This window comes from Pseudomonas sp. PAMC 25886 (genome assembly GCF_000242655.1).
Lineage (GTDB): Bacteria > Pseudomonadota > Gammaproteobacteria > Pseudomonadales > Pseudomonadaceae > Aquipseudomonas.
In genome coordinates, this window is record NZ_AHHC01000067.1 from 57,235 (window position 1) to 83,317 (window position 26,083).

Annotated in this window: 25 protein-coding genes; 12 read left to right on the top strand and 13 right to left on the bottom strand. The window is 63.6% G+C overall.

Annotated elements, in window-relative coordinates:
• Nucleotides 1–66: 66 nt before the first annotated feature.
• Complete coding sequence (locus tag MUM_RS0123060) at nucleotides 67–1,176, top strand: DUF3182 family protein (RefSeq protein WP_010174626.1); 1,110 nt, start codon at nucleotides 67–69, stop codon at nucleotides 1,174–1,176.
• Complete coding sequence (locus MUM_RS0123065) at nucleotides 1,166–1,918, top strand: alpha/beta hydrolase family protein (protein ID WP_003210032.1); 753 nt, start codon at nucleotides 1,166–1,168, stop codon at nucleotides 1,916–1,918. Before MUM_RS0123060 ends, MUM_RS0123065 begins: the two co-directional genes overlap by 11 nt.
• On the opposite strand, the gene MUM_RS0123070 is transcribed toward MUM_RS0123065, so the two are convergent.
• From MUM_RS0123070 to MUM_RS0123085, 4 genes are all read right to left on the bottom strand, one after another.
• Complete coding sequence (locus tag MUM_RS0123070; protein ID WP_010174630.1) at nucleotides 1,905–2,885, bottom strand: lysylphosphatidylglycerol synthase domain-containing protein; 981 nt, start codon at nucleotides 2,883–2,885, stop codon at nucleotides 1,905–1,907. The two genes, MUM_RS0123065 and MUM_RS0123070, sit on opposite strands and share 14 nt — an antisense overlap.
• Nucleotides 2,863–4,161: a cardiolipin synthase ClsB gene (gene clsB, locus MUM_RS0123075; RefSeq protein ID WP_010174632.1), complete on the bottom strand. Its 1,299-nt coding sequence runs from the start codon at nucleotides 4,159–4,161 to the stop codon at nucleotides 2,863–2,865. The genes MUM_RS0123070 and clsB overlap by 23 nt, the downstream gene beginning before the upstream one ends.
• A complete protein-coding gene (locus MUM_RS0123080; protein ID WP_010174634.1) occupies nucleotides 4,158–4,934 on the bottom strand; it encodes an endonuclease/exonuclease/phosphatase family protein in 777 nt (258 codons plus the stop codon). Before MUM_RS0123080 ends, clsB begins: the two co-directional genes overlap by 4 nt.
• A gap of 147 nt (nucleotides 4,935–5,081) precedes the next feature.
• Entirely contained in the window at nucleotides 5,082–6,284 is a 1,203-nt protein-coding gene (locus MUM_RS0123085) for an MFS transporter (protein WP_010174636.1), read from the bottom strand.
• Between the two features lie 177 nt (nucleotides 6,285–6,461).
• On the opposite strand from MUM_RS0123085, the gene MUM_RS0123090 reads away from it, so the two are divergent.
• Nucleotides 6,462–8,576: a mechanosensitive ion channel family protein gene (locus tag MUM_RS0123090; protein WP_010174638.1), complete on the top strand. Its 2,115-nt coding sequence runs from the start codon at nucleotides 6,462–6,464 to the stop codon at nucleotides 8,574–8,576.
• A gap of 116 nt (nucleotides 8,577–8,692) precedes the next feature.
• Here MUM_RS0123090 and MUM_RS0123095 read toward each other — a convergent pair whose 3' ends face one another.
• Nucleotides 8,693–12,973, bottom strand: coding sequence for a DEAD/DEAH box helicase (locus MUM_RS0123095; RefSeq protein WP_010174640.1), 4,281 nt, complete (start codon nucleotides 12,971–12,973; stop codon nucleotides 8,693–8,695).
• Nucleotides 12,974–13,173: 200 nt separating this feature from the next.
• Here MUM_RS0123095 and MUM_RS0123100 point away from each other — a divergent pair, with 200 nt between their 5' ends.
• Nucleotides 13,174–14,058 carry a sugar nucleotide-binding protein gene (locus tag MUM_RS0123100; protein WP_010174642.1) on the top strand — a complete coding sequence of 295 codons (885 nt, stop codon included), beginning with the start codon at nucleotides 13,174–13,176 and terminating at the stop codon, nucleotides 14,056–14,058.
• A gap of 166 nt (nucleotides 14,059–14,224) precedes the next feature.
• On the opposite strand, the gene MUM_RS0123105 is transcribed toward MUM_RS0123100, so the two are convergent.
• From MUM_RS0123105 to MUM_RS0123125, 5 genes are all read right to left on the bottom strand, one after another.
• Nucleotides 14,225–14,923, bottom strand: a complete 699-nt coding sequence (locus MUM_RS0123105; RefSeq protein ID WP_010174644.1) for an OmpW/AlkL family protein — start codon at nucleotides 14,921–14,923, stop codon at nucleotides 14,225–14,227.
• A 96-nt stretch (nucleotides 14,924–15,019) separates the two neighbouring features.
• Nucleotides 15,020–15,541 (bottom strand): DUF3299 domain-containing protein, encoded by a 522-nt coding sequence (locus MUM_RS0123110; protein WP_010174646.1) that lies wholly within the window; start codon nucleotides 15,539–15,541, stop codon nucleotides 15,020–15,022.
• A gap of 11 nt (nucleotides 15,542–15,552) precedes the next feature.
• The gene (locus MUM_RS0123115; protein ID WP_010174648.1) at nucleotides 15,553–16,818 is read right to left on the bottom strand and encodes an ABC transporter permease; all 1,266 of its coding nucleotides are present in this window, start codon (nucleotides 16,816–16,818) and stop codon (nucleotides 15,553–15,555) included.
• Between the two features lies 1 nt (nucleotide 16,819).
• Nucleotides 16,820–17,530, bottom strand: a complete 711-nt coding sequence (locus tag MUM_RS0123120) for an ABC transporter ATP-binding protein (RefSeq protein WP_010174649.1) — start codon at nucleotides 17,528–17,530, stop codon at nucleotides 16,820–16,822.
• A 150-nt stretch (nucleotides 17,531–17,680) separates the two neighbouring features.
• Entirely contained in the window at nucleotides 17,681–18,292 is a 612-nt protein-coding gene (locus tag MUM_RS0123125; protein WP_010174651.1) for a DUF2796 domain-containing protein, read from the bottom strand.
• A 135-nt stretch (nucleotides 18,293–18,427) separates the two neighbouring features.
• Between MUM_RS0123125 and MUM_RS0123130 the strand changes: the two genes are divergently transcribed.
• A complete protein-coding gene (locus MUM_RS0123130; protein WP_010174653.1) occupies nucleotides 18,428–18,775 on the top strand; it encodes a hypothetical protein in 348 nt (115 codons plus the stop codon).
• A 3-nt stretch (nucleotides 18,776–18,778) separates the two neighbouring features.
• Here MUM_RS0123130 and trxA read toward each other — a convergent pair whose 3' ends face one another.
• The 3 genes from trxA to MUM_RS0123145 form a co-directional block, all read right to left on the bottom strand.
• Nucleotides 18,779–19,651, bottom strand: coding sequence for a thioredoxin (trxA, locus tag MUM_RS0123135; RefSeq protein WP_010174655.1), 873 nt, complete (start codon nucleotides 19,649–19,651; stop codon nucleotides 18,779–18,781).
• Nucleotides 19,652–19,803: 152 nt separating this feature from the next.
• Complete coding sequence (locus MUM_RS0123140) at nucleotides 19,804–20,460, bottom strand: class I SAM-dependent methyltransferase (protein ID WP_010174657.1); 657 nt, start codon at nucleotides 20,458–20,460, stop codon at nucleotides 19,804–19,806.
• Entirely contained in the window at nucleotides 20,457–20,915 is a 459-nt protein-coding gene (locus MUM_RS0123145; protein ID WP_010174659.1) for a YbaY family lipoprotein, read from the bottom strand. The genes MUM_RS0123140 and MUM_RS0123145 overlap by 4 nt, the downstream gene beginning before the upstream one ends.
• 139 nt (nucleotides 20,916–21,054) lie before the next feature.
• Between MUM_RS0123145 and nrdR the strand changes: the two genes are divergently transcribed.
• The 7 genes from nrdR to MUM_RS0123180 form a co-directional block, all read left to right on the top strand.
• Complete coding sequence (gene nrdR, locus MUM_RS0123150) at nucleotides 21,055–21,525, top strand: transcriptional regulator NrdR (protein WP_010174661.1); 471 nt, start codon at nucleotides 21,055–21,057, stop codon at nucleotides 21,523–21,525.
• Nucleotides 21,522–22,658, top strand: coding sequence for a bifunctional diaminohydroxyphosphoribosylaminopyrimidine deaminase/5-amino-6-(5-phosphoribosylamino)uracil reductase RibD (gene ribD, locus MUM_RS0123155; RefSeq protein WP_010174662.1), 1,137 nt, complete (start codon nucleotides 21,522–21,524; stop codon nucleotides 22,656–22,658). Before nrdR ends, ribD begins: the two co-directional genes overlap by 4 nt.
• 34 nt (nucleotides 22,659–22,692) lie before the next feature.
• Nucleotides 22,693–23,355 carry a riboflavin synthase gene (locus MUM_RS0123160; protein ID WP_010174663.1) on the top strand — a complete coding sequence of 221 codons (663 nt, stop codon included), beginning with the start codon at nucleotides 22,693–22,695 and terminating at the stop codon, nucleotides 23,353–23,355.
• A 16-nt stretch (nucleotides 23,356–23,371) separates the two neighbouring features.
• Entirely contained in the window at nucleotides 23,372–24,463 is a 1,092-nt protein-coding gene (gene ribBA, locus MUM_RS0123165; protein WP_010174664.1) for a bifunctional 3,4-dihydroxy-2-butanone-4-phosphate synthase/GTP cyclohydrolase II, read from the top strand.
• A gap of 90 nt (nucleotides 24,464–24,553) precedes the next feature.
• On the top strand, nucleotides 24,554–25,030 hold the full coding sequence (gene ribH, locus MUM_RS0123170; RefSeq protein ID WP_003209986.1) for a 6,7-dimethyl-8-ribityllumazine synthase: 477 nt from the start codon (nucleotides 24,554–24,556) through the stop codon (nucleotides 25,028–25,030).
• A complete protein-coding gene (gene nusB / locus MUM_RS0123175; RefSeq protein WP_010174665.1) occupies nucleotides 25,027–25,527 on the top strand; it encodes a transcription antitermination factor NusB in 501 nt (166 codons plus the stop codon). The genes ribH and nusB overlap by 4 nt, the downstream gene beginning before the upstream one ends.
• Nucleotides 25,528–25,545: 18 nt before the next feature.
• Nucleotides 25,546–26,083, top strand: a 538-nt coding sequence (locus MUM_RS0123180; protein ID WP_010174666.1) for an AIR synthase related protein, incomplete at its 3' end; no start/stop codon positions are given.

The following is a 26,083-nucleotide window of genomic DNA, read 5'->3' on the forward strand; positions in this document are numbered from 1 at the left end:
CGCCGCCTTGGCTTGATCCCTGCAACCGTTTCCCTACACACATGGCAGGACAGCCAAGGGGGACGCATGACCCCGACAAATCGCAAGAAAATCGTGGTGGCGCATTCAATCCGACCGGACGCGCCGTTGCACGAAGTCGAAACCAACCGCGCCCTGGCCCGCTGGCTGGCGCATATCCTCGGGCTCAAATACGGCGGCAGCTATAACCCAGAGCTGCACGGCGGGCGCGATCTCTACCTGTTACCTACCCAGACCCTGGTCGGCGCGGCCCAGGCACGGCAGTTGGGCGTCAAAGGCCCCGAAGACCTGTGGGGCGGTTATGTCGACCACGACTTCATTTGCACCAAGGCCATCAGCCACGGCTTGCTGAGTAAAGAGGCGGTGGCGCCTGAAGGCTGGTCGCCGCTGTTTGCCGAGCGCATCCGCAATGTGGTGCTGGATGGCTTGAGCGTGCACGCCCTGGAAGACGCGCGGCCGGCGGCGACCCATTTGCTGTACACCGGGCCGATCCGCCTCAAGCCCGTGCATGCGTGTGCCGGTCGCGGGCAGGAAGTAATCCGCAGCCTCGATGAGTTCGACGCCATTCTCGCGCGGCCCGACGCGGCGCAACTGTTCGGCGAGGGCGTGGTGCTGGAGCAGGACCTGCACGATGTGGTCACCCACAGTGTCGGCCAGAGCTTTATCGGCGATCACGTCATCAGCTACTGCGGTGATCAATACCTGACCCGGGACGGGCAGGGCGAAGAGGTCTATGGTGGATCTAACCTGCTGGTGGTCCAGGGCTACTACCAAGACCTGCTCAGGCTGGACCTGCCCGATGACGTGCGCCTGGCGATCGAACAGGCCCAAACCTTCGATAACGCGGCAGATGAGGCCTACCCCGGGTTCTATGCCTCGCGGCGCAATTACGACATCGCCCAGGGCCTGGACAGCGACGGCCAGCGCCGCAGCGGCGTGCTGGAGCAATCCTGGCGCATGGGCGGGGCCAGCAGCGCGGAAGTCGCGGCGCTGCAAAGCTTCGTCAACAATCCCGGGCTGAAGGCGATTCATGTGTCGTCGATAGAGACCTACGTCGACCAGCCACTGCCGGCTGACGCGATCGAGGTGTACCGGGGGCCGGCGGAAAACAGCGACTTTCTTCTCAAGTACGTAACGGTCAAATCTTATGACGGCTAGAAGTGAAACCATTGCCATTGATATCGACGACGAACAGATGAGCGGGACCTTCCTCAGTCCCAAATCGAAAGTGCCGGGGGTGTTGTTTGTGCACGGCTGGGGCGGGAGCCAGGAACGTGATCTGGAACGCGCCAAAGGGATTGCCGGGCTCGGCTGCGTATGCCTGACCTTCGACCTGCGCGGCCATGCCGGTAACGGTATTCCACTGTCCCGCGTCACCCGCGAAGACAACCTGCGCGACCTGCTGGCCGCCTACGACCGCCTGCTGTCACACCCGGCCATCGACACCTCGGCGGTGGCCGTGGTCGGTACCAGCTACGGCGGTTACCTGGCGGCCATCCTTACCTCGTTGAGGCCCGTGCGCTGGTTGGCGCTGAGGGTGCCGGCACTGTACCGCGACCAGGAATGGCTCAAGCCCAAACGCGACCTCGATAAAGCCGACCTGATGGATTATCGCGGGACGTTCGTGCACGCCGAAACCAATCGCGCGTTGCATGCCTGCGCAGCGTTTACCGGCGATGTGCTGATCGTTGAATCCGAAACCGATGATCACGTGCCCCACGCCACCATCATGAGTTACCGCGCCGCCTGCCAGCAGACACACTCGCTGACCCACCGGATCATCGATGGTGCGGATCACTCCCTGAGTGACCCGGTCTCCCAGCAGGCCTACACCTCGATCCTGGTGGACTGGATTACCGAGATGGTGGTGGGCGAGCGCTTGAGCATCATCCAGTCGTAGGCGTCTTCTTCACGCGCAACGCCTTGGCCTTGGCTTCCACCGCGAGGTACATCACCAGGGCCACCAGCAGCGGCAGGATGAAGTAGATCGCGCGGTAGGCGATCAATCCCGCGAGCAGACTGCCGCGGGAGGCTTCGTGTTGCAGCAGGGCGATAAACACCGCCTCCAGCACCCCAAGCCCCGCCGGGATGTGTGTAACCACCCCGGCGATGCTGCTGATCAGCAACACCCCGAGCACCACCGGGTAATCCAGTTGCTTGGGCAGCAGGGTAAAAATCACCGCCGCCATCAGCGACCAGTTCAGCGCACCGAGTGCCAGTTGCAGTACGGCCATGCGCAGCGAAGGCAGGCTGATTTCTATCCCGCGCACTGACCACGCGCGTTTTTTCGACAAGCGACACGCCAACAGATAACCCAGGCTCGCCAGTACCAGCAGCACGCCCACTCCTTGCAGCGCGCCACTGCTGAGCTTCCACCCCGGCGGCAATGTCACCAGCCCGCTGCTGAACACCGCGCCGGCAATCGCCATGTAGCCGAACCAATTGGTGGCCAGGCTCAAGCCGAGGATCTTCGCGATATTCCCGCTGCTCACCCCCAGCCGTGAATACAGGCGGTAGCGCATGGCGATACCACCGACCCAGGCACTCAGGTTGAGGTTGAAGGCATAGCTGATGATGCCCACCGGCAAGATCTGCTTCCAGCGCAAGGGTTGGCGGATGTAGGTGCGGCCGATCAGGTCGAAGCACGAGTACACCAGGAAACTGCACAGGGTCAGCGCGCCTGCAATGAGCAACGTACGCAGCTTGAAGTCGCCCAGGGTGTCGAACACTTCGCTCCAGTCGATACGCCGGGCGAGCAGGGTGAACAACACAATCAGCACCAGGAAAAACACCACCGTCAGCGGCTTTTTCCAGCGCTTTAAAAAGCCGGGGTGGGCGCTTTGTTCAGCGGTGCGGGCTTGGGTCATGGTCCGGGCGCTCCTGGTGAACGAAGGGTTTCAACCTCGGTTTATGGGCCGGCAACCAGCCGGTCCACGAGGGAAAATGCCGCAGCACGTGGAACACCACAAAACCCACCGTCACCCGCCAGAACCAGCCGCGGGGCGTGCGGTTTTCCGGCATGGCCTTGCAGTGGTTTTGACTGAGGTATTCCAGGCGTTCGAATAACTGCTGATTGAACCCGCGATCACTGATCAGCACATTGGCCTCAAGGTTCAGCGCCAGGCTCAGTGGGTCGAGATTGCTCGAACCCACGGTGCTCCATTCTTCATCCACCAAGGCAACCTTGCCGTGCAGCGGGCGCTGGCAATATTCGTGGATCACCACGCCTTCCTTGAGCAAATAGTCATAGAGCATGCGCGCCGCCAGCTTCGCGAGCAGCACATCCGGCTGGCCCTGCATGATCAGTTGCACCTGCACACCGCGCCGCGCTGCATTGCGAATTTCCCGCAGCAGCCGATAGCCGGGGAAGAAGTAGGCGTTGGCAATCACCACCCGCCGCTGGGCTTTGCGCAGGGCGTGCAGGTAGGCTTCTTCGATGTCGGAACGGTGTTGCAGGTTGTCGCGGTAAATCAGCCGCACCCGGCCATCACCTTCGCCCGCCGCCCAGGGCGATGCCTGTTGTTCGCGCCGCCAGCCACGCCGCTTGCGCACGCGCCGGCCACTTTGTGCGAGGGCGAAATGATGCAGGTCGGCCACCGCCGGGCCTTGCACCTGCACGGCATAATCCTGCTTGGCTTCGGGGCCGAAATCCCCCAGGTGATCGGCCGAAAAATTGATCCCGCCGATAAACGCCACGCTGGCATCCACCACCACAATCTTGCGGTGCAGGCGGCGAAACCAGTTGGTGCGAAAACCCAGGGTTTTGCTCGCCGGGTCGAACATCTGCACGGTCACGCCGGCCTGGCTCAGCTCACCGAGAAACCCCGGGCTCAGCTCGCCGCAACCAAATCCGTCGAGGCTGGCGACCACCTTTACGCCACGCTGCGCCGCCTCGATCAAAATGCGCTGAAGCTCATGGCCGACCTTGTCTTCAAACAGAATAAAAGTCTCCAGCAAGATCTCCCGCTGGGCCTGGCGCATGGCCTCGAACACCTTGGGGAAATAGGCCTCGCCGTTCTCCAGCAGCTCAACCTGGTTGCCGCTTTGCCAGCTGTAATTCAGGTCCCGGGCCGCCGCATCATCGGGCGGTTGATCGGTGGCGATGTGTTCCACCGCAACCTTCTCCAGCGGCGCGCTGTTCATAACTCGATCTCCACCGACAACGGCGCGTGGTCCGACAAATGCGACCACGGACGGCTGGTCAGGACTTGCGGCTGATGCACCTTGAGGTTGCGCACATAGATGCGGTCCAGGGGCAGCAACGGCAGGCGCGCCGGGAAGGTGCGGGCCGGCTTGCCCTGGGTTTCGATAAATACTTCCCGCAGCCCGCAGTGGGCAAGATCGGCCCGCTGGCGCCAGTCATTGAAGTCACCGGCGACAATCACCGGCGCGTCGGCTGGAATCTCGGCGATCCGCTGGGCAATCAATCGCAGTTGCTGTTGGCGATGCACCTCCCGCAGCCCCAGGTGCACGCAGATCGCATGCACGTCCTGCACGTTGCCCGGCAGGCGCAGCACGCAATGCAGCAGCCCACGGCTTTCGTGGCCGCTTTGGGAAATGTCGAGGTTGTCGTAGCGGATGATCTGGAATTTCGACAGCAACGCATTGCCGTGATCGCCATGGGGATACACCGCATTGCGACCGTAGGCGTATTGCGGCCAGATACTGTCGGCGAGGAACTCGTACTGGGGCATGCTCGGCCAATTGCTGTAGCGCTTGGGATGGCGCTCGTGGGTGCCGTGGATTTCCTGGAGGAACACCACGTCGGCGGCCACGCTGCGAATAGCCTCCCGCAGCTCGGGCAGGATGAAGCGCCGGTTGAGCGCGGTGAAGCCCTTGTGGGTGTTGACCGTCAGCACCCTGAAGCGGGTGATGGCTTCGATGGGTGTGGTCGGCATCAGCTCCGGGTGGGTCATGGTTGCTCCCGTCGGTTGGGTGTCGAGTGACCTCCGTTTTTGGATGACTGTGGAATTTGGCAGAAAGTTTCGGCGCCCTTACAGACGGCACACCGCAAAATGTGGGAGCGGGCTTGCTCCCACATTGGGTTCTTTATCGTTGCTGGATCAGTGCCCGCCAACCACGCGGGTCGAGCTCTCGGCATACACCGGCCCCAACCGGTCGAGACGCCCGCTCCAGGTCGTCAGCGCCAGGGCCACCAACACCACCGAGCCACCAATCCACGCGGTGTGGATCAAGCCCATATGGGCGACGATCAAGCCGCCGGCCCACGCGCCACCGGCGATCCCCACATTGAACGCTGCGATGTTCAAACCCGAGGCCACGTCCACCGCGTTCGGCGTGTGGTGTTCCGCCTGGCGCACCACGTACACCTGCAAGCCCGGCACGTTGCCGAAGGCGACCGCGCCCCACACCAGCACGGTGGCCAGGGCCAGCCATGGGTTGCCGGCCGTCAGCGTCAGCATGAACAACACGGCGGCGAGCAGCGCGAAGATGATTTTCAGGGCGCTGATCGGGCCGCGTTTGTCGGCCAGTTTGCCGCCCCAGATGTTACCGATGGCCACCGAGATGCCGTACACCAGCAGCACCAGGCTGACGGTGCCGGCGCTGAAACCGGAGATGTCCTGAAGGATCGGCGCCAGGTAGGTGAACGCGATGAACGAGCCGCCGTAACCAACCGCTGTCATGGCGTACACCAACAGCAGCCGTGGTTGTTTCAGCACTTGCAGTTGCTGCAACAGCGACGCCGGCTTGCTGTGGGCGATGTTGTTCGGCACATAGAGCAGGCTGCCGATAAACGCGATCAAGCCCAGGGCCGAGACGGCGAGGAAGGTTTCGCGCCAGCCGAAGTGCTGGCCGATAAACGTCCCCAGCGGCACACCGGTGACCAACGCCACGGTCAGGCCGGTAAACATGATGGCAATCGCGCTGGCGGCTTTTTCCTTGGGTACCAGGCTGGTGGCGATGGTGGAACCAATCGAGAAAAACACCCCGTGGGCCAAGCCGGTGACGATCCGCGCCAGCACTAGGGATTCATAACTCGGCGCCTGCCAGGCCAGCAGGTTGCCGAGGGTGAACAGCACCATCAGCGACAACAGCAGCAGTTTGCGTGGCACTTTGCCGGTCAGGGCGGTGAGCACCGGCGCGCCGATGGCCACGCCCAGGGCGTAGAGGCTGACCAGCAGGCCGGCAGACGGCAGGCTGACGCCCAGGTCGGCGCCGATGGTGGGTAACAGGCCAACGATGACGAACTCGGTCGTCCCGATGGCAAAAGCGCTGAGGGTCAGCGCGAGCAAGGCAATGGGCATGGCTGCAACTCCGGTGGGTTTCAATCAGGAGCGCAGTCTCGGTGGTTGGCTTGTGCGGAAAAAGACAGGTATTGGCATTTGATATTTGCCTGGAGCGCACGGATCCACGCGCCGGGGGAACGATCAGGCGCCAAACCCGTCAGTTCCTTACAGACCCTTCTGAAGGAGCCCGGTGTTTTGTTGAATTTAAAGACTGTGCTACTGCTCGCCGCGCTGCTGCTTTGCGGCAATGGCGCGCTGCAAGCGGCCACCGCCCCCGCGGCTCCGGAGCCTGCCGCCCCGGCCAAGCCGGAACTGTTGGTGGAAGGCGGCCTGCTCGGCGCCATCAGTTCCAGCATCGATGATGTGCAGGACAAACTCGACCTCAACCAGAACCTTATCGACGCCTGGCGCCTGCGGGCCGACCGGGCGGCGGACGAGGTAGACAAGCTGGTCAACCAGCCGTCCGAACGTTCCTCATGGAGCGTGGCCGGGGATTTCCTGTTGTTGTCTGGCGTATGGATCGGCGCCTTCGCTGCGCTGACGCTGCTCGGGCGGTTTATCGTCAGACGCCTGAGCCGGCAGCGGCATATCGCAACGCGCCAGCGCCTTCAGGCGTTGCTGGGCTACCTGATTCCCTACACCGTCCCGGCCTTGATCTGCCTGCCATTGACGCTTTACGTCAGCCACTTCCTGCCCACCTCCGTGGGGCGTGCGCTGGCGCTGTGTTTTGCCTACGCCACCAGCAGCGGTATTTTTTCCACCTCGATGCTGCTGTGCGTCATCGTCATGTTCAACGTCGGCCACAAGCGCCCGGCCGTGCAGATTATTCGTGACTACTGCCCCAAGCCGCTGTTCCTGATCGGCTTCCTCGCCGCCCTCAGCGACGCATTGACCAGCCCGCAGATCGCCCGCCAACTGGGCGGCAATATCACCGCCAGCGTCGCGATCTTCACGGGCCTGTTTGCCTCGGTGATTTTCGGCATGCTGGTGATTCGCCTGCGTCGCCCGGTGGCGCATTTGATCCGCAACCGGCCACTCGCCCAACGCTTGAAACACCCGGCGGTGCAGCAATCCTTGCGGGTGTTTTCCGGCCTGTGGTATTGGCCGATTTTGCTGATGGTGCTGGTCTCGGCGATCAATCTGATCGGTGCCGGCGACGACAGCCAGAAAGCCCTGCGCTGTGCGCTGTTCACCACGATTTTGCTGATCGGCACCGTATTCCTCAGCACGGTGTTGCAGCACCTGTTCCAGTCTCGCAGCACGGTGGCGGTGCAGCGCAGCAGCGCCTACAAGGAGCGGTTCCTCAGCCTGCTGCACGCGCTGTTGCGCATCGTCATGGCCATCGCCTTTATCGAAATCCTCGGGCGTATCTGGGGCGTCTCGCTGTTTGAATTTGCCCAGCGCAACTCCGTGGGCCGGGCCATCAGCGACTCCCTGAGCAGCATTGGTTTGATCCTGTTGGTGACCTGGTTGTTCTGGGTGGTGCTCGACACGGCGATCCAGGAAGCGTTGAAACCGCCGGTCAACAAACGCTCCAGCCGCCAGCCGAGTACGCGGGTAAAAACCATCCTGCCGCTGTTGCGCAATGCGGTGAAAATCATCCTGGTGGTGATCTGCGCGATCACCACCATGGCGAATCTGGGGATCAACGTTGCACCGCTGCTGGCGGGTGCCGGGGTGGTCGGCCTGGCGATTGGTTTTGGCTCCCAGCAACTGGTGCAGGACGTGATCACCGGGCTGTTCATCATCATCGAAGACACCCTGTCGATTGGCGACTGGGTGGTGCTCGACTCCGGCCACGCCGGCACGGTCGAGGGCCTGACCATCCGTACCCTGCGCCTGCGGGACGGCAAGGGATTTGTGCATTCGGTGCCGTTCGGCCAGATCAAGGCGGTTACCAACCAGTCGCGGCAGTTCGCCTATGCGTTCTTCTCGGTGCAGTTCACCTATGACACCGACGTCGACAAGGCGGTGGAATTGATCCGCGAGGCGGGGCAGTCGATTCGCGATGACGTGTTCCTCAAGTACAACCTGCAAGGGCCGCTGGAGGTGTTTGGTGTGGACAAGATGGACCTCAACGGCGTGGTGCTGACGGCGCAGTTCCGGACGGTGTCGGGCGGGCAATATGCAGTGAGTCGCGCGTTTAACCAGCGGCTGAAAAAGCTTGTGGATAACTGCGCGTTTGTTCACTTCGCGCAAACTTATCCACAGCAGGTGATGCTGCCGCAGCGGGTGGGGCAGCAGGTGGATGAGCCGGAGGACGAGGTGCCTTCGTCGGTGGTGCTTACTGAGCAGCCAAGAACCCAATAGTTTTTATGGTGGCAGTACTGGCCTCATCGCAGGCAAGCCATCTCCCACAGTTGGAATGCGATCAAATGTGGGAGCCGGGCTCGCCCGCGATGAGGTCGGCACAGGCGCCACACACTTCAGTGCCTGATCAGTTTCTCCCGCACCAACCCGGCCGCCTGCTGATCCAATTCCAATAGCACCTGCTGCTTGCCGGCAATCTCCACCGCCGCCGGCAAACCGTCCCGGTACACCAGCCGGTTGCCGCTCAGTGCCGGCACCTTGCTCCCCGGTAGCAGCGTGCCCACCAGGTTCAGCGGGTCGGCGCCGCACACCGCAATCAAGCTTCCATCATGAGGCCGCCGCCGAACTTCCCGCAGCAGCGGGATCGCTTCCGGCAACGCAAACTGTTCCCCGGCCAGGCCACTGACAAACCGCCCGCCGCGAATCTCGCCCCGGGCTTCCAGCCGATGGAAGGTGCGCAGCAATTCACGCCAACTGGGCAGCCAATCCGCCTCACGCTCCAGCAGGCGCCAGAACACCACGCCGTAGCGGCGGAGCAAGGTCATCGCCACATGCTCCAGTGTCTCGGCCGAGTGAGACGCCGGGCGGGTGCCGTCCGCCACCGGAGCCCGTCGTACCAGCGCCCAACGCCCGGCATCGTCCATCCCGCCCACAAACGCCCCGCGCCCGCGCCGACTGCTGCGGGCCTGGCGTTTGCTCGCGGGGGTAGTCAGTGCGCGCAGGCCGGCGAAGCTGTCGGCGTTCGCCAGCCCGGCGCCCACCAGTTCCTGCAAGGCGGTTTCCAGTTCGCTGCGCAGCAGATGGGCTTCGTGGATCAACTCATCGAAAAACAGCGCACCGTTTTCCCGCAGCGCCTGATGGACCTTCTGTGCCTTGGGCGACAGCTCGGCGCTGTCAGGCGCCTCGGTCAGCCCACTCCACAACGGCACCTGGCTGCGGGGCAACAGCACCACTGGCGTGCTGCGCAGAGCGGTTGCGCCGGCCTTGTTGCTCAGGCGTGTCCACACCACCTTGCCGCTGCGGCACAAGTCGTCCAGCCAGCTCGGCGAGTAATCCTTGATCCGTGCGCTGAGCAAATCGCTGTCCCAAGCCGACGTCGCGGCGGCGTAGCCTTCGAACTGCGCGACGATCTGCGGCAACACCGCGCTGCCCTGGCCGCGAGTGCCGTCTGACAGGTGCTGCCAGTCGAACAGGAACCGCATGAAATCCTGCAACGCCACCGGTTCGATTTCCCGGCGCAGGCGCTTGACCGTGTAGCGGTGAATGCGCGCCAGCAGGTGGCGCTCGCACCATTGTTCGTCGCTGGCGCCCGGGCTGAAGCGGCCGCGCAGCACGTAGCCTTCGCTTTCCAGCCGTGCGAGTGCCTGGGACACGTCGGCCACCGGCAAGGCCAGGGGCGCGGCGATCTGGATCAAGGTCAACGGGCCGAAGCCGCTCAGGCGTGCCCGCAGCACTTCTACCAGGGCTTCGTCGAAGGTCCAGGGTTCATCAAAACCCGGCAACAACGGCAGGTCATTCGGATAGATCGCGGCCAAGCAACTCAAGCGTTCCAGGGCCACCCAAATCGCCTGGTCGGTGCCGATTCGCAAGCGGCTGGCGCGCCCCCCGGCGGCCAGGGCGTGCAGCCATTCGGCCCACGGCGGCGTGACTTCCGATTCAGCGATGCACGCCAGGCTCATCAACGCCTCATGCATCTCGTCCAGGCCATTGGGTGCCGGCCAGGCTTCCTCGCACACACCGGCAATCGCCTCGGCATCCAGCGCGCCGAGGTCGTCGGTGCTTTGCGGGTCGCTCCAGCGTCGGTTGAGCACGGCCTGGGTGCGGCGCTCCTCCAGCGGCGCGTCGTCGAGAAAGGTGTAGGGGCGGGCGCTGAGAATCTCTGCCGCCAGGGGCGAGGGTGCCGGCAGATCGCGGCTGATCAGGCGGATGTCACCGCGCTCCATGCGCCGCAGCAGGGCCAGCCAGCCTTCGCTGTCCATGGCCTCGTGCAGGCAGTCGTCGAGGGTTTGCTCCACCAGCGGATGCTCGGGCACTTCGCGCTCGCCGGCGAGGTTTTCCAGGCACGCTATCTGGTCGGGAAACACGCTGGCGATCAGGTCTTCACTCTTCATGCGCTGGATCTGCGGCGCCACCTTGCGCCCGCCGGTATAGCGCGGCAGTGCCAGGGCCACCCCGGCATTCCAGCGCCAACGCACGCCGAACAGCGGCGCATCCAGCACGGCCTGGATCAGGATGTGCTCGGCCGTGTTGCTGTTGAGGTAGCGCCACACTTCGTCCAGCTCAAAGCTGTGGCTGGTGGACAGCGACAACACGATCGCATCCTCGCTGGCGGCGGCTTGCAGTTCGAAGTTGAAGGTGCGGCAAAAACGCTTGCGCAACGCCAGGCCCCAGGCGCGGTTGATGCGGCTGCCGAACGGCGTGTGGATGATCAGTTGAGTGCCGCCGGACTCGTCGAAAAACCGCTCCATGATCAACGTGTCCTGGGACGGCAACGCGCTCAATGCCAGCCGCGCCCGCGCCAGGTAATCCACCAGTTGTTCGGCGCTGGAGAGGTTCAGGCCGAGGCTGCCGGTCAGCCAGTCGAGCGCCGGTTGCAGGTTACCCGGGGTGGCGGCGAGCAACTCGTCGAGTTGCCCCTGCAATCGCGCCACGGCAAACGATAACTCCGCACTGCGCCCCGGCGCTTCACCGAGCCAGAACGGAATGGTCGGTGGCTGGCCATGGGCATCTTCGACCCGCACCTTGCCGGTTTCCACCCGCAGGATGCGGTAGGAGGTATTGCCCAGCTGGAAGATATCCCCGGCGATGCTTTCCACCGCGAAGTCTTCGTTGACGCTGCCGATGTTCAGGCTTTGCGGCTCCAGCAGCACGCTGTAGTCGGCGTTGTCGGGGATGGTGCCGCCGCTGGTCACGGCGGTGAGCTTGGCGCCACGCCGGCCGCGCAGGGTGCGGGTGATGGCGTCGCGGTGCAGGTAGGCGCTGCGGATGCCCTGGCGGCCGTTGTAGCCTTCGGCGAGCATTTGCAGGAGCGCCTGGTAGTGGCGTTCATCGAGCCCGGCGTAGGGCGCGGCGCGGCGAATCAGCGTGAGCAGCGCCTGCTCCTGCCATTCCTGGCAGCTGACTTCGGCGATGATCTGCTGGGCCAGCACATCCAGCGGCGCGACCGGGATCAGCAAGGTGTCCAGCTCGCCCCGGCGCACGCAGTCGAGGAGGGCGGCGCACTCGATCAGGTCGTCGCGGGTGGTGGCGAACAACCGGCCCTTGGGCGTGCCGCCGACCTGGTGCCCGGACCGTCCGACGCGTTGCAGGAAACCGTTGATCGAGCCGGGCGAGCCGATCTGGCACACCAAATCGACATCGCCGATATCGATCCCCAGTTCCAGGGACGCGGTGGCGATCAGCACTTGTAGCTCCCCGGCCTTGAGCCGTTGTTCGGCGTCCAGGCGCAGTTCTTTGGCGAGGCTGCCGTGGTGGGCGGCGACGGCGGTTTTGCCCAGGCGCTCGCTCAAGTGCCGGGCCAGGCGTTCGGCCAGGCGCCGGGTGTTGACGAAAATCAGCGTGGTGCGGTGTTGCCTGGCCAGTTCGGCGAGGCGGTCGTAGACCAGATCCCACACGTCGTTGGCCATCACGGCCGACAGCGGCACCGGCGGCACTTCGATATCCAGGTCCCGTGGGCGTGCGTGGCCGATATCGACGATTGCACAGGGCCGGTCGGTGCCCACCAGAAAGCGCGACACCGCTTCGATGGGCTTTTGCGTGGCCGACAGGCCGATGCGGGTCAGTGGCTCGCGGCACAAACCCTGCAAGCGTTCCAGCGTCAGGGCCAAGTGGCTGCCGCGTTTGCTGGCGGCGATGGCGTGGATTTCGTCGACGATCACTGTGCGGATGCTGGCGAGCATCTGTCGGCCGGAGTCCGAGCCCAGCAGCACGTAGAGCGATTCCGGGGTGGTGACCAGGATATGCGGCGGGTGCTTGCGCATCAGGGCGCGGTCTTTCTGCGGGGTGTCGCCGGTACGCACGGCGGTGCTGATCGCCAGCGGTGGCAGGCCCAGGCGCTGCAGGTGCTCGGTGATGCCGGCCAGCGGGTTTTGCAGGTTGATCTGGATGTCGTTGGACAAGGCCTTCAATGGCGAGACGTAGACCACCAGGGTCTGGTCTGGCAGTTGGCCGCCATTGGCCAGGCCTTGATGCACAAGGTCGTCCAGCACGGCGAGAAAGGCCGTGAGGGTCTTGCCAGAACCGGTGGGCGCGGCGATCAGGGTCGAGCGGCGCTGGCGGATCAGCGGCCACGCCTGGGCCTGGGCGGCGGTCACCGACGGGAACGTGCTGCGGAACCAGGCGCTGACGGCGGGGTGGAAACCGTTCAAGACCGTGTCCGTTGATTCAGGAAGGTTCATGGGGCAATCCTACCTTATTGGGGCCGCTGCGCAGCCCAGCGCGGGGCAAGCCCGCTCACCGCACTGCAACCCCGCACTTTATAAGTGACGGTTGCGCTACAAACCCGCAAAATGCAACGATTCTGGCAAATGCCAACGGCAGGTCTCACAAGCCTGTCGATAATAACCATCGTTCCAAACAGACCGGGCCTGCTCAATCTATGCGAATGCGCCTTATGTTACTGGGCGGCGGGAATGCCCTCGGGCAGGCGCTGATTCGCCTCGGCGCGGAGGAAGACATCGGTTTCCTCGCCCCGCGCCCGCCCCAAGACGGCTGGGATGCCGCGAGCCTCACGCAACTGCTCGACGACACCCGTCCCGATGCCTTGATCAATCTCGCCTATTACTTCGACTGGTTTCAGGCGGAGACGGTCAGCGAGACGCGTCTGGCCGCGCAGGAATACGCCATCGAGCGCCTGGCCGAACTGTGCCAGCACCACAGCATCACCTTGCTGCAACCTTCCAGCTACCGCGTGTTCGATGGCTCCCGCGCCACGGCCTACAGCGAAAAAGACGAACCCGTACCGTTAGGCCTGCGTGGCCAGGCGTTGTGGCGCATCGAGCAGAGCGTACGCGCCACCTGCCCGCAACACGTGCTGTTGCGCTTTGGCTGGCTGCTGGATGACAGCGTCGACGGCACCCTCGGGCGTTTCCTGGCCCGTGCCGAAAAACCAGACGAATTGCTGATGGCCGACGACCGCCGGGGCAACCCGACGCCGGTGGACGACGCTGCCCGGGTGATCATCTCGGTGCTCAAGCAACTCGATTGCGCAGCGCCGTTGTGGGGCACTTACCACTACGCCGGCCACGAAGCGACCACGCCGCTGGCGCTGGGGCAGGCGATCCTCACCGAGGCGCGCAACTTCCACCCGCTGGCCGTGGAAGCGCCAACCGCCCAGGCCCACGCCGCGCGCCCGGATGCGGCCGATGAACCGCAGCACGCGGTGCTGGCCTGCAAGAAAATCCTCCACACCTTCGGCATCAAGCCACGGGCCTGGCGGGCCGGGTTGCCGGCATTGCTCGACCGGTTTTACCGACATAGCTGAAAACAACACAAAGCAAAATGTGGGAGCGGTTTGTGTGGGAGCCGGGCTTGCCCGCGATGCAGTCAACTCGGTTTGTCAGTTACACCGAGGTGATGCTATCGCAGGCAAGCCAGCTCCCACACAAACCCCTCCCACATTTCGTTAGGCGGCGTTGCTTAAAGCGTGTTTAGAACTTGTAGCCAATACCCACCATGTAAACCATCGGGTCCACATCCACGTTGACCTTGGCCCGAGTGCCCTGGCCCAGGGCGTTGTTGTCCACGGTGGCCTTGGTGCTGATGTCGATGTAGCGCGCCTGGGCGTTGATCATCCACTTGTCGTTGATCATGTAGTCCGCACCGATCTGCGCGGCCCAGCCCCATGAGTTTTCAGCCTTGAAGTTGCTGAAGCCGGCCTCTTGGGCGCGACCGCCGACGTGTTCGTCGTAGATCCAGGTGTAGTTGATACCGGCGCCCACATACGGCTGGAACGCCGACTTGCTGTCCAGCGGGTAGTACACGACGCTCAGGGTCGGCGGCAGGTGTTTGAGCGAGCCGAGCTTGCCGTTGGCGGCGCCCAGGGCGGTGTTCTTGATCTTCACATCGTGCTCGAACGGCGTGGCCGCCAGCAGTTCGATACCCCAGTGGCTGGTGAACATGTAGGCGAAGTTCAAGCCCAGTTGGGTGTCGCTGCTCATGGTCGCCTTGCCGCCCAGGTTGGTCCCGGCCAGCGGGCCCTGGTCGACCTTGACACTGCTGCTGTCCGCTTTCGGGTTGACGGTGATGGCACCGGCGCGAATCAGGATGTCGCCTGCTTCGTGAGCATGGGCAACGGGGGCAACGAGGGCGAGCGCGACAAGCGACGCGCCGAGCAGGGACTTGTTCATGGGAGCTCCAAAGGACGTTATTAATTGCTTGTGTCCAATGGTAAAGATCGTAACGTTCGAGCTTTTGACTCAGCTCAATGAAAGCGCAATCACGGGTTATTCCTGCAACTCGTACACGTAGATCTTGTCGGCATCCATCTGGTAACCGGCATCCGCCAGTTCGCTGCTGGACGGTTTGACCTGCATCTGGCCTTCGATCCAGTACGGTTGATACAGCTCGTCGAGCTTCACGCCGATCTCGCTTTTCACATGCACGATCTGGTTCGACGGCGGTGGCGGCACGTGGATGCAGGCGCCGAAATACGGCACCAGCAGAAACTCCGTGGTGCGGCCTTCTTCGCTGACTTCCAGCGGCACGATATAGCCCGGCAGGCGGATGTGCTTACCGTCCAGGCTTTGCACGACTGGCGCGTTGGGCAGGTCTTGCTTGGCGGCCGGCGCAGACTCCACCGACAGCGCATCCGCCATGCCCGACAAGTCGTGCAGCGGTTTCATGTTGGGGATTTCCGGTGGCGCGTCCGGCGGGATCATCTCCTGCCACGACAGGTCCTTGGGTTGGTCTTCAGCCCAGGCGGGCAGGGCCACCAGCAATAACAGCGCAAGCACGACGCGACGCATCAACAGCTTCCTCATAAACGTATCGACAGGCCATCGGCCAACGATTGCCGGTAGGCGCGCCAGGCCGGCACGCTGCCCATCAGCAGGGCGGCGACGAGAATACCGCCGAGCAAGGTCCATTCATATTCGCTCGGCAGCGACAGCGGCAGATCCAGCCCGTAGTTGGCCTGCAAATACCCGCGCGACGCGGCGATGCACACGTACAACAGCCCGACACCGGCGATCACGCCCGACAACGCCAGGGCGAACGCTTCGAAGATCAGCAAGCTCGCGATGTGCCAGGGCCGCGCGCCCACCGACCGCAGGATCGCCATTTCCCGGCGCCGCTCATTGAGGCTGGTGAGGATCGCGGTGAGCATACCGATCAAGCCGGTCAGCACCACGAACAGCGAGATCACGAACAGCGCTTTTTCGGCGGTGCCCATCATGCTCCACAGCTCTTGCAGCGCCACGCCCGGCAGGATCGCCAGCATCGGTTCGCCACGGAATTCGTTGATCTCCCGTTGCAGGGCAAAGGTGGAAATCTTGTTGTTCAGGCCGAGCATGAACGCGGTGATGGCTTGCGGCGTCAGGTCCATGTTGCGGGCCTGGTCGGCGCTGATGCGGCCTTTGCCCTGGGCCGGTACGCCGTTGTGCCAGTCGATGTGAATCGCTTCCATGCCGCCGAGGCTGATATGCAGCGTGCGGTCCACCGGGGTGCCGGTGCGCTTGAGAATACCGACCACGGTGAACGGCTTGTCATCGTGCTTGACCAGGCTGACCACCGCCACGCCGTGAGCCAGCACCAGCTTGTCGCCGAGTTTGTAATGCAGCGCATCGGCCACTTCGGCGCCGAGTACCACTTCAAAGGGATCGGTGGCGAAGGCGCGACCGCTGGCGAGTTCGAGGTTTTGCCGGCGGCCGTATTGGTAGTGTTCGAAATAGGATTCGTTAGTGCCCATCACGCGGTAGCCGCGGTGGGAGTCGCCGAGGGAAATCGGGATCGCCCATTTCACCTGCGGGTTGGCGGCGAAGTGCTCGTAGCTGTCCCAGCGAATGTTGTTGGTGGCGTTGCCGATGCGGAACACCGAATACAGCAGCAAGTTGACCGAGCCGGAGCGCGCGCCGACGATCAGGTCGGTGCCGCTGATGGTGCTGGCGAAACTGGCGCGGGCTTCGGTGCGTACCCGTTCCACCGCCAGCAACAGGCACACCGACAGGGCAATGGCGAAGGCGGTGAGGATCGCGGTAAAGCGGCGGTTAGCCAGGCTGGCCATGGCTAGACGAAACAAATACATCTCAAACCTCTACGGGCGTGGCGGCGCGATTGAGTTCGGCCAGCGACAGGTTGCGGTCGAACAGCGGCGCCAGGCTCTGGTCATGGCTGACGAACAACAGGCTGGCGCCTGCTTCGCGGCACTCGGCGAACAGCAACTGGATGAAGGCTTCCCGGGCGTCGTAGTCCAGAGCTGAAGTCGGCTCGTCGGCGATCACCAGTTCCGGCTGGCCGATCAGCGCGCGGGCGGCGGCCACTCGCTGTTGCTGGCCGATGGACAGGGAATCGGCGCGGCGTTCCAGCAGGTTTTTGTCCTTCAGGCCCAGGTGGGCGAGCAAGGTCGCGGCGGCCTGGTCGACACTGCCGTGGCGCTGGATCGCCCGTTGCGCCCGCAGCTTGGAGAAGTGGCAGGGCAGCTCGACGTTCTCGCGCACCGAGAGAAACGGCAGCAGGTTGAACTGCTGGAAGATGTAGCCGGTGTGGTCGACGCGAAAGCGGTCGCGGGCGCCGGCCGAAAGTTCGGTCAGCTCTTGGCCGAGCAGGCGAATACTGCCGCGACTGGGCTTTTGCACACCGCCCAACAGGCCCAGCAGGGTGGTCTTGCCGCTGCCGCTGGGGCCCTTGAGGAACAGGGTTTCCCCCGGCTCCAGGCGAAACGCCGGGATGTCCAGCAACTGTGGGTGACCGGGCCAGTTGAAGCCCAGGTCAGACAGTTCGATAAGTGCTTGGGTCATAAGGAATCAGTGATCTGGCTCGATTTAAATGATGACACTGATCAACTGTGGGAGCTGGCTTGCCTGCGATGGCATCGCCGCGGTGTTTCAGAAAAACCGAGGCGTTTGCATCGCAGGCAAGCCAGCTCCCACATTAACCGGGGCATGAACTCAGAATTTCAGGGTAGCTGCCTGCGCCGTCGCTTCCACACCCTGCTGGCCGCTTGGGCCAATGAGTTGTACCTGAATTTTCTGGGTGGCGGGGAAGGTCTTGAACACCTGGGTCAGGTCGAGGTTGCTCAACGCGGTCGGCGTGGCGCAGGTGAACTGGTAGTGAGCGTGAATTTCGCTGTGGTCGTGATGATGTTCGTGGGCGGCGGCGCCTTTGCCGTCGGTGGCGTGGTCGTCATCGTCGTCGTCATGGTCGGCTTCAGGTTTGTCGCCAAACAGCGGGCTGTTCAGCTCCTGGGTGCTGATCACACAGCCGGCGGCCTTGGGCAGGCTGAACAGCACCAACGGTTGCTCCAGTTGCTTGCGGGCAGCGGCGACCTTGGCTTTGTCGCCAGCCGTGGTGGCCAGGTGTTCGAAACCCACCAGGTTCATCGCCGGGCTGTCCAGTTCCAGCTCCAGGGCCTGGCCGTCGAGCACCGCGTTGAGGCGGCCCACACCGTGTTCGTGGGCACCGAGGCTGCCGTGCTCGTGGTCATGGTCGTGCTCGTCGGCAGCCTGGGCGATGGCCAGTGGCAACAGGGCAAACGGCAAAGCGAGCAGCAAACGGCGCATGGTGGAGCTCCCGAACAAAGATGAAAGTTTTGTTATGTGATCTTATAACAATTTTGCGACGAGTTTGACCGCCTGCTTGGCGTAGCGCAAGACGCGTGGGAGCATGCTTGTCAGAAAAGTGCGGGAGTGAGTGCGATGTTGAGAATTCGTGGAACCGTGGGTGACCTGCCGGTGGACTTGACCCTGGAGCTGGACGACGGTGACTGGGCCCGGCTGGGCGCGCAGTTGCAGACCAGCAAGGCACCGAGTGCCGAGCCCGTGGTGGCGCCGGCGGCGGGCAACCTGGACGAGAGCCTGTGGCAGGCCGCCCAAGACTTGCTGCGCAAGGCCGGGCAACTCAACGGGCTGGAATTGCTCGATCAGCTGGAAGGATTGGCCGGCAGCGCCTCGGCGGGCAAGCGCCTGCTGGTGCGCCTGCGCCATAGCGCCAAGGTCAAAGTGGCCAGCGGCGGGGATACGCCGCTGTACAGCTGGATCGAGTAAGGATCAGTACAGCGCGGCGAACAGCTTGCGGCGGTAAACCGTGACAAGCGGGTGATCGTTGCCCAGCAATTCGAACACCTGCAACAGCGTCTTGTGGGGCAGGCCTTCGCTGTAGCTGCGGTTGCGGATGAACAGCTTGAGCAAGCCGTCCAGCGCGGCGTCGTATTGCTGGCGCGCCAGTTGCTGCACGGCCAGCTGATACACCGCCTCGTCATCCTGTGGGTTTTGCGCCAGGCGGGCTTTCAGGTCTGCGGCGTCCGGCAGGTCGGCGGCCTGGCGCAAGAAGGTGATCTGCGCCTTGGCGCCGGCCAGGGCGGCTTTGTGATCATCGCTCTTGACCGCGTCGAGCACGGTTTGCGCTTCATTCAGCTCGCCGCGTTCAGCCAGGCAGCGCGCGTACAGAATCAGCGCGGCGGCGTTGGTGTTGTCTTCGCCCAGCAGGGTGACCAGCACGGCCTCGGCGTCGGTGATACGGCCTTCGGCAAACAACGCCTGGGCCTGCTCCAGCGGATCGGCAGCGGCCGGCGGCGGCATTTGCACGTGTGGCTCCAGCATCGCGCGCACGGCAGACTCGGGTTGCGCACCGGCAAACCCGTCGACCGGCTGGCCATCCTTGAACAGCACCACCGTCGGCAGGCTGCGAATGCCAAAGCGCGAGACCACGTCCGGCTCGGCATCGCAATCGACCTTGGCCAGCAGCAACTCACCCTGATAGCTCTCGGCGATCTGCGCGAGCATCGGCATCAACGCCTTGCACGGCGCGCACCACTCGGCCCAGAAATCCACCAGCACGGGTTTTTCGAAAGAGTTCTGGATCACCGCCTGGTCGAACGTGGCGGTGGTGGCGTCGAAGATGTACGGCGTGGGCTCACTCATGGGGTATCTCGAAGAAAGCAGGGGATGGGGCAACTATAAGGGTTGGTGGGGTTGGCTGAAAGCGGGGCGGTCTCAGGATCGCTATCGCAGGCAAGCCAGCTCCCACAGGGGAATGCATTTCAAATGTGGGAGCGGGCTTGCCCGCGATGCTCTTAAGCGCGCCGCGAATGGTACAGGCTCACCTTGCGAAACTCCCAGGGCTCGGCCAGGTCGGGCAGGGTCAGGGCGTCGAGGATTTCCAGGCGCTGGTAGTCCGGGTGCTGGAAGTCCCGAACCCGGGAATCGGCGACCAGCGCTTCGCGGCCCCGGGTGAGGAACTGGTCCAGCAGCGGCAGGTTCGCCCGGTCGTACAGCACATCGGCGACCAGGATCAGGTCAAACCGGTCGGCTTCGGTGAAGAAGTCTTCTGAATAGCCCAGTGTTACGCCGTTGAGTTCGGCATTCGCCCGGCAGGCGGCCAGGGCCAGTGGGTCAAGGTCGCATGCCACCACTTCCAGCGCTCCGGCCTTTACCGCAGCAATCCCGGCAACGCCTGAACCTGCGCCAAAATCCAGCACCCGCTTGCCCGCGACCCACTCGGGATTGGCCGCCAGGTATCGCGCCAGCGCCAAACCACTGGCCCAGCAAAAGCTCCAGTACGGCGGCTCATGCAGGATACGTCGGGTTTCTTCCGGGCTGAAGGCGCGGTCCATGTTGTCGGCGTCCAGCAGCCACAGCGACAACGCGGTGCCCGGCAGCGGGCAGGGCACCAGTTGGGCGTCGCCGATCAGTTCGCTGAGGGCGCGTTGCAGGTCCAGCGGTGGCGTCATGGTGCGGGAACGAATTGCAGCGGGCCGGTGGTCTGGGTGATCGCTTGGGTGATGCGTACGGGCGGCAGGTGCAGGATCAACTGGCCGGACTGGCTGGCGCGGCCACGCAGCTCAACGCGTCCGCCTGCCGGGAAAGCCTCGGGGTTGAAGCGCAGGCGGAACGCCAACGGCTTGTTGTTGCCGATCAGCACGCTGCTGGCGAGCAGTTGTTGCGGGCGCGAACGGTCGTCGATCACCAGCAGCGCCAATTCGACTTCAGCCCCGGCCGGTACACCGTTCAATTGGCCGCTGACTTCACGCTGGTAGGCGGGCAGCGGGCCGAGGTCTTCTTCCACTCCCGGCAATTTTTTCTCTTGTTGCGGCGCCGGAGCGGGCGGTGCGGGTTTTGGGGTATGGCTGCTGCAGGCGACCAGGAAACCAAGCAACGTGAGCAAAACAAGTGGTCGTAACTGCATGTACGGCTCCAGAAAGGACAAAATCCGTGGCTTAAAAAATATGAAACATAATAGTCAGCCTATATACCGTAAAGGCTATGGCTTGTCTTGCCACGGGGATGCGCTACCATGGCCCTCCCATTTTTTGTTGCCTGCCACCATGCACTGTCCCTTCTGCGGTGCCAACGACACCAAGGTCATTGACTCGCGTCTGGTCGCCGAGGGCGAACAGGTGCGTCGCCGGCGTGAATGCCTGGCTTCTGGCTGCGGTGAACGTTTCACCACCTTCGAAACCGCCGAACTGGTATTGCCGCGTCTGATCAAGACCGACGGCAGTCGCCAGCCCTTCGACGAAGAAAAACTGCGCGCCGGAATGCAGCGCGCCCTGGAAAAACGCCCGGTGAGTGTCGAGCGGCTGGAAGCGGCGCTGGTGCATATCAAGCACAAGCTGCGGGCTACCGGCGAGCGCGAAGTCAAATCCCTGGTCGTTGGAGAACTGGTGATGGCCGAGCTGCAAAAGCTCGACGAAGTCGCCTATATCCGTTTCGCCTCGGTGTATCGACGCTTCCAGGACCTCAACGAGTTCCGCGAAGAGATCGACCGCCTGGCCCGTGAGCCGGTAAAAGAATGAACCCACCTTCGGCAGAACAAGCGGTGCTCGACGCCCATTACATGGCCCGTGCCCTGGAATTGGCGCGCAAGGGCCTGTACACCACGCACCCCAACCCACGGGTTGGCTGTGTGATCGTGCGTGACGGGCAAGTTGTCGGCGAAGGCTGGCACGTGCGCACCGGCGAGCCTCATGCGGAAGTCCACGCCCTGCGGGCAGCGGGCGATAAAGCCCGGGGCGCCACCGCCTACGTGACCCTTGAACCGTGCAGCCACCACGGGCACACGCCGCCGTGCGCCGATGCGCTGGTGAATGCCGGTTTGGCCCGTGTGGTCGCGGCGATGCAGGACCCGAACCCGGAAGTCGCCGGGCGTGGCATGCGTCGCCTGGCCCAGGCCGGGATCGAGACTCACAGCGGCTTGCTGGAGAATGAGGCGCGTGCGCTTAACCCGGGCTTCCTCAAGCGCATGGAACATGGCCTGCCGTTTGTGCGGGTCAAATTGGCCATGAGCCTGGACGGTCGCACCGCGATGGCCAACGGCGAAAGCCAATGGATCACCGGCCCGGCCGCCCGTGCCGCTGTGCAGCGTTTGCGGGCCCAGGCCAGTGTGGTGCTGACCGGTGCCGACACGGTGCTGGCCGATGGTGCTCGCCTGACCGTGCGCGCCGCCGAGCTCGGCCTGGATGAAGAAACCACTGCCCTGGCGATGTCCCGTCCGCCGCTGCGCGTGCTGATCGACGGCCGCCTGCGGGTGCCGCTGAATGCGCCGTTCTTCAAGGCCGGCCCTGCGCTGGTCATCACCTGCGTGACGCCGGACAACCAATACCCCACAGGCCCAGAGTGCCTGGTGGTGCCGGGTGTCGACGGCCAGGTCGACCTGCGTTCCGCGCTGGTGGCCCTGGCCGCCCGTGGCGTCAACGAAGTGTTGGTGGAGGCCGGCCCGAGTCTGGCAGGTGCCTTCGCCCAGCAGGGCCTGGTGGACGAGTACGTGATATTCGTCGCCGGCAAGTTCCTCGGCTCCGCTGCCCGGCCTTTGTTGGACTGGCCGCTTGAGAAACTGGCCGACGCCCCCCAACTCAAGATCACTGAAATGCGCGCTGTGGGCGACGACTGGCGAGTCACTGCCATTCCTGTGCCATCAGCGAGCGTATAATTCCCGGCCTGCGCCACGTCTTCAGGAGAACGGCATGTTCACCGGCATTATCGAATCCATCGGCAGCATCCGTGCAATGACCCCAAAAGGCGGCGACGTACGCCTGCTGGTTGAAACCGGCAAGCTCGACCTGAGCGACGTCAAACTGGGCGACAGCATCGCCGTCAGCGGTGTGTGCCTGACCGTCATCGAGTTGCCTGGCAACGGCTTTGCCGCCGATGTCAGCCGGGAAACCCTGGACTGCACCGCGATGAACGACCTCAAGAGCGGCAGCCCGGTGAACCTGGAAAAAGCCCTGACCCCGACCACCCGTCTCGGCGGGCACCTGGTCAGCGGCCACGTTGACGGGGTCGGCGAAGTCGTCGCCCGCAGCGAAAACGCGCGTGCCGTGGAATTCCGTATCCGCGCACCGAAAGAGCTGGCCAAGTACATCGCCCACAAAGGCTCGATCACCGTCGACGGCACCAGCCTGACCGTGAACGCCGTGAACGGCGCCGAATTTGAACTGACCATCATTCCCCACACCCTGAGCGAAACCATCATGGCGTCGTACCAGCCGGGTCGCCGGGTGAACCTGGAAGTGGACTTGCTTGCCCGTTACCTGGAGCGCCTGTTGTTGGGCGATAAGGCCGCAGAGCCGACCGGCAGTAACATCACTGAAAGTTTTTTAGCCGCTAACGGCTACCTTAAATCCTGACCCAAGGGGGTGCCGCGTGGCGCTCAACAGCATCGAAGAACTGGTTGAAGACATCCGCCAAGGCAAGATGGTCATCCTCATGGATGACGAAGATCGCGAGAATGAAGGCGACCTGATCATGGCCGCCGAGTGCTGCCAGCCGGAACACATCAACTTCATGGCCAAGCACGCCCGTGGCCTGATCTGCATGCCGATGAGCCGTGAGCGCTGCGAGCTGTTGAAGCTGCCGCTGATGGCGCCGCGCAATGGTTCGGGGTTTGGCACCAAGTTCACCGTGTCCATCGAAGCCACTACCGGTGTCACCACCGGCATCTCCGCTGCTGACCGCGCCCGCACCGTACAAGCCGCCGCCGCGAAAGACGCCAAGGCTGAAGATATCGTCAGCCCGGGCCACATCTTCCCGCTGATGGCCCAACCGGGTGGCACCCTGGCCCGCGCCGGCCACACTGAAGCGGCCTGCGACCTGGCACGCATGGCCGGTTTCGAGCCGAGCGGCGTGATCTGCGAAGTGATGAACGACGACGGCACCATGTCCCGTCGCGCCGAGCTGGAAGAGTTTGCCGCGCTGCACAGCATCAAGATCGGCACCATTGCCGACCTGATTCACTACCGGATGATCCACGAACGTACCGTTCAGCGGATTGCCGAGCAGCCGCTGGACAGCGAACTGGGCCAGTTCAACCTGGTGACCTATCGTGATTCCGTGGAAGGCGACGTGCACATGGCCCTGACCCTGGGCACCATCTGCGCTGAAGAGCCGACCCTGGTGCGGGTGCACAACATGGACCCGCTGCGTGACCTGCTGATGGTCAAGCAACCGGGGCGCTGGAGCCTGCGGGCCGCGATGTCCGCGGTGTCCGAGGCCGGAAGCGGTGTGGTGTTGCTGCTGGGCCATCCGCTGGATGGCGACGTGTTGCTGGCGCATATCCGTGAAACCGCCGACCACGCGCCGGTGAAAAAACCGACCACCTACAGCATCGTCGGTGCCGGTTCGCAGATCCTGCGGGACCTGGGCGTGCGCAAAATGCGCCTGATGAGTGCGCCAATGAAATTTAATGCCATATCCGGTTTCGACCTGGAAGTAGTAGAATACGTGCCCTCCGAATAAAGGCCGGCGTTGTTTGCCCCTTGTTCGCGGTTCAAATATCACTGAGGGGCGCGCACTAAGCGCGTCCCGGCTCTTTAAGAGATTTGTCGAATGACCCTGAAGACCATCGAAGGTACCTTCATCGCCCCCAAAGGCCGCTATGCGCTGGTGGTTGGCCGCTTCAACAGCTTCGTGGTTGAAAGCCTGGTAAGCGGTGCCGTGGATGCCCTGGTTCGCCACGGTGTGAGCGAAAGCGACATCACTATCATCCGCGCTCCTGGCGCCTTCGAAATTCCACTGGTTGCGCAGAAAGTTGCACAGCAGGGTGAATACGCAGCGATCATCGCCCTGGGCGCGGTCATTCGTGGCGGTACTCCGCACTTCGAATACGTGGCTGGCGAATGCACCAAGGGCCTGGCCCAGGTGTCCATGGAGTTCGGCGTGCCGGTCGCCTTTGGCGTGCTGACCGTTGATTCCATCGAGCAAGCCATCGAACGTTCCGGCACCAAGGCCGGTAACAAAGGTGCTGAAGCTGCCCTGTCCGCCCTGGAAATGGTCAGCCTGCTGGCACAGTTGGAGGCCAAGTGATTAGCGACGACAGCGATCAGTTCAACCCCCAGGACCCGCGCCCGGCAGACGCCGGCAAGCCCTCGAAAAGCGAAAAGCGTCGTGCGGCCCGCCAGCTCGCGACCCAGGCGCTGTACCAGCGCCACATGGCCAAAACCTCGCTGAACGAAATCGAGGCGCAGTTTCGCGTCGACAACGATTTCAGCATGGCCGATGCCAGCTACTTCCACGACATCCTGCACGGCGTTCCGGCCAACCTGCCAGAGATCGACGCTGCACTGACGCCGTGCCTGGACCTGGCGATCGAAGAGCTGGACCCGGTTGAACTGGCCGTGTTGCGCCTGTCCACCTGGGAACTGCTCAAGCGCGTCGACGTGCCGTATCGCGTGGTGATCAACGAAGGGATCGAACTGGCGAAAGTCTACGGTTCCACCGACGGTCACAAGTTCGTCAACGGCGTGCTCGACAAGCTGGCCCCGCGCCTGCGTGAAGCCGAAGTGAAGGCGTACAAGCGCTAACCGGCGCTTGCTGACGCAATGGGCGAGTTTGAGCTGATCCGCAACTACTTCGCCGCCGCGCCCTGTGCGCAGGGCGGCGAAGGTATTGCACTGGGGATTGGCGACGATTGCGCCCTGCTGGCGGTTCCTCCCGGGGAACAGCTGGCGATTTCTACCGATACTTTGGTGGCCGGCGTGCACTTTGCCGACCCCTGCGACCCGTTTCTGCTCGGCCAGCGCTCGCTGGCCGTGGCAGTCAGCGATCTGGCGGCGATGGGCGCCAATCCCCTCGCGTTTACCCTTGCCCTGACCACCCCGACGGTTGATGCCGATTGGCTGCAACGCTATGCCCAGGGTTTGAACGCCATGGCCCAGGGTTGCGGTGTGGTCCTGGTAGGCGGCGACACCACCCGTGGGCCCCTGAGCCTGACCATGACCGTGTTTGGGCGGGTGCCGGCGGGCCAGGCCTTGACCCGCAGCGGCGCGCAGCCTGGCGACGTGCTGTGTGTGGGCGGTGAACTGGGTAACGCAGCGGGCGCATTGCCGCTGGTGCTGGGGCGGCGCACGGCAGAGGCGG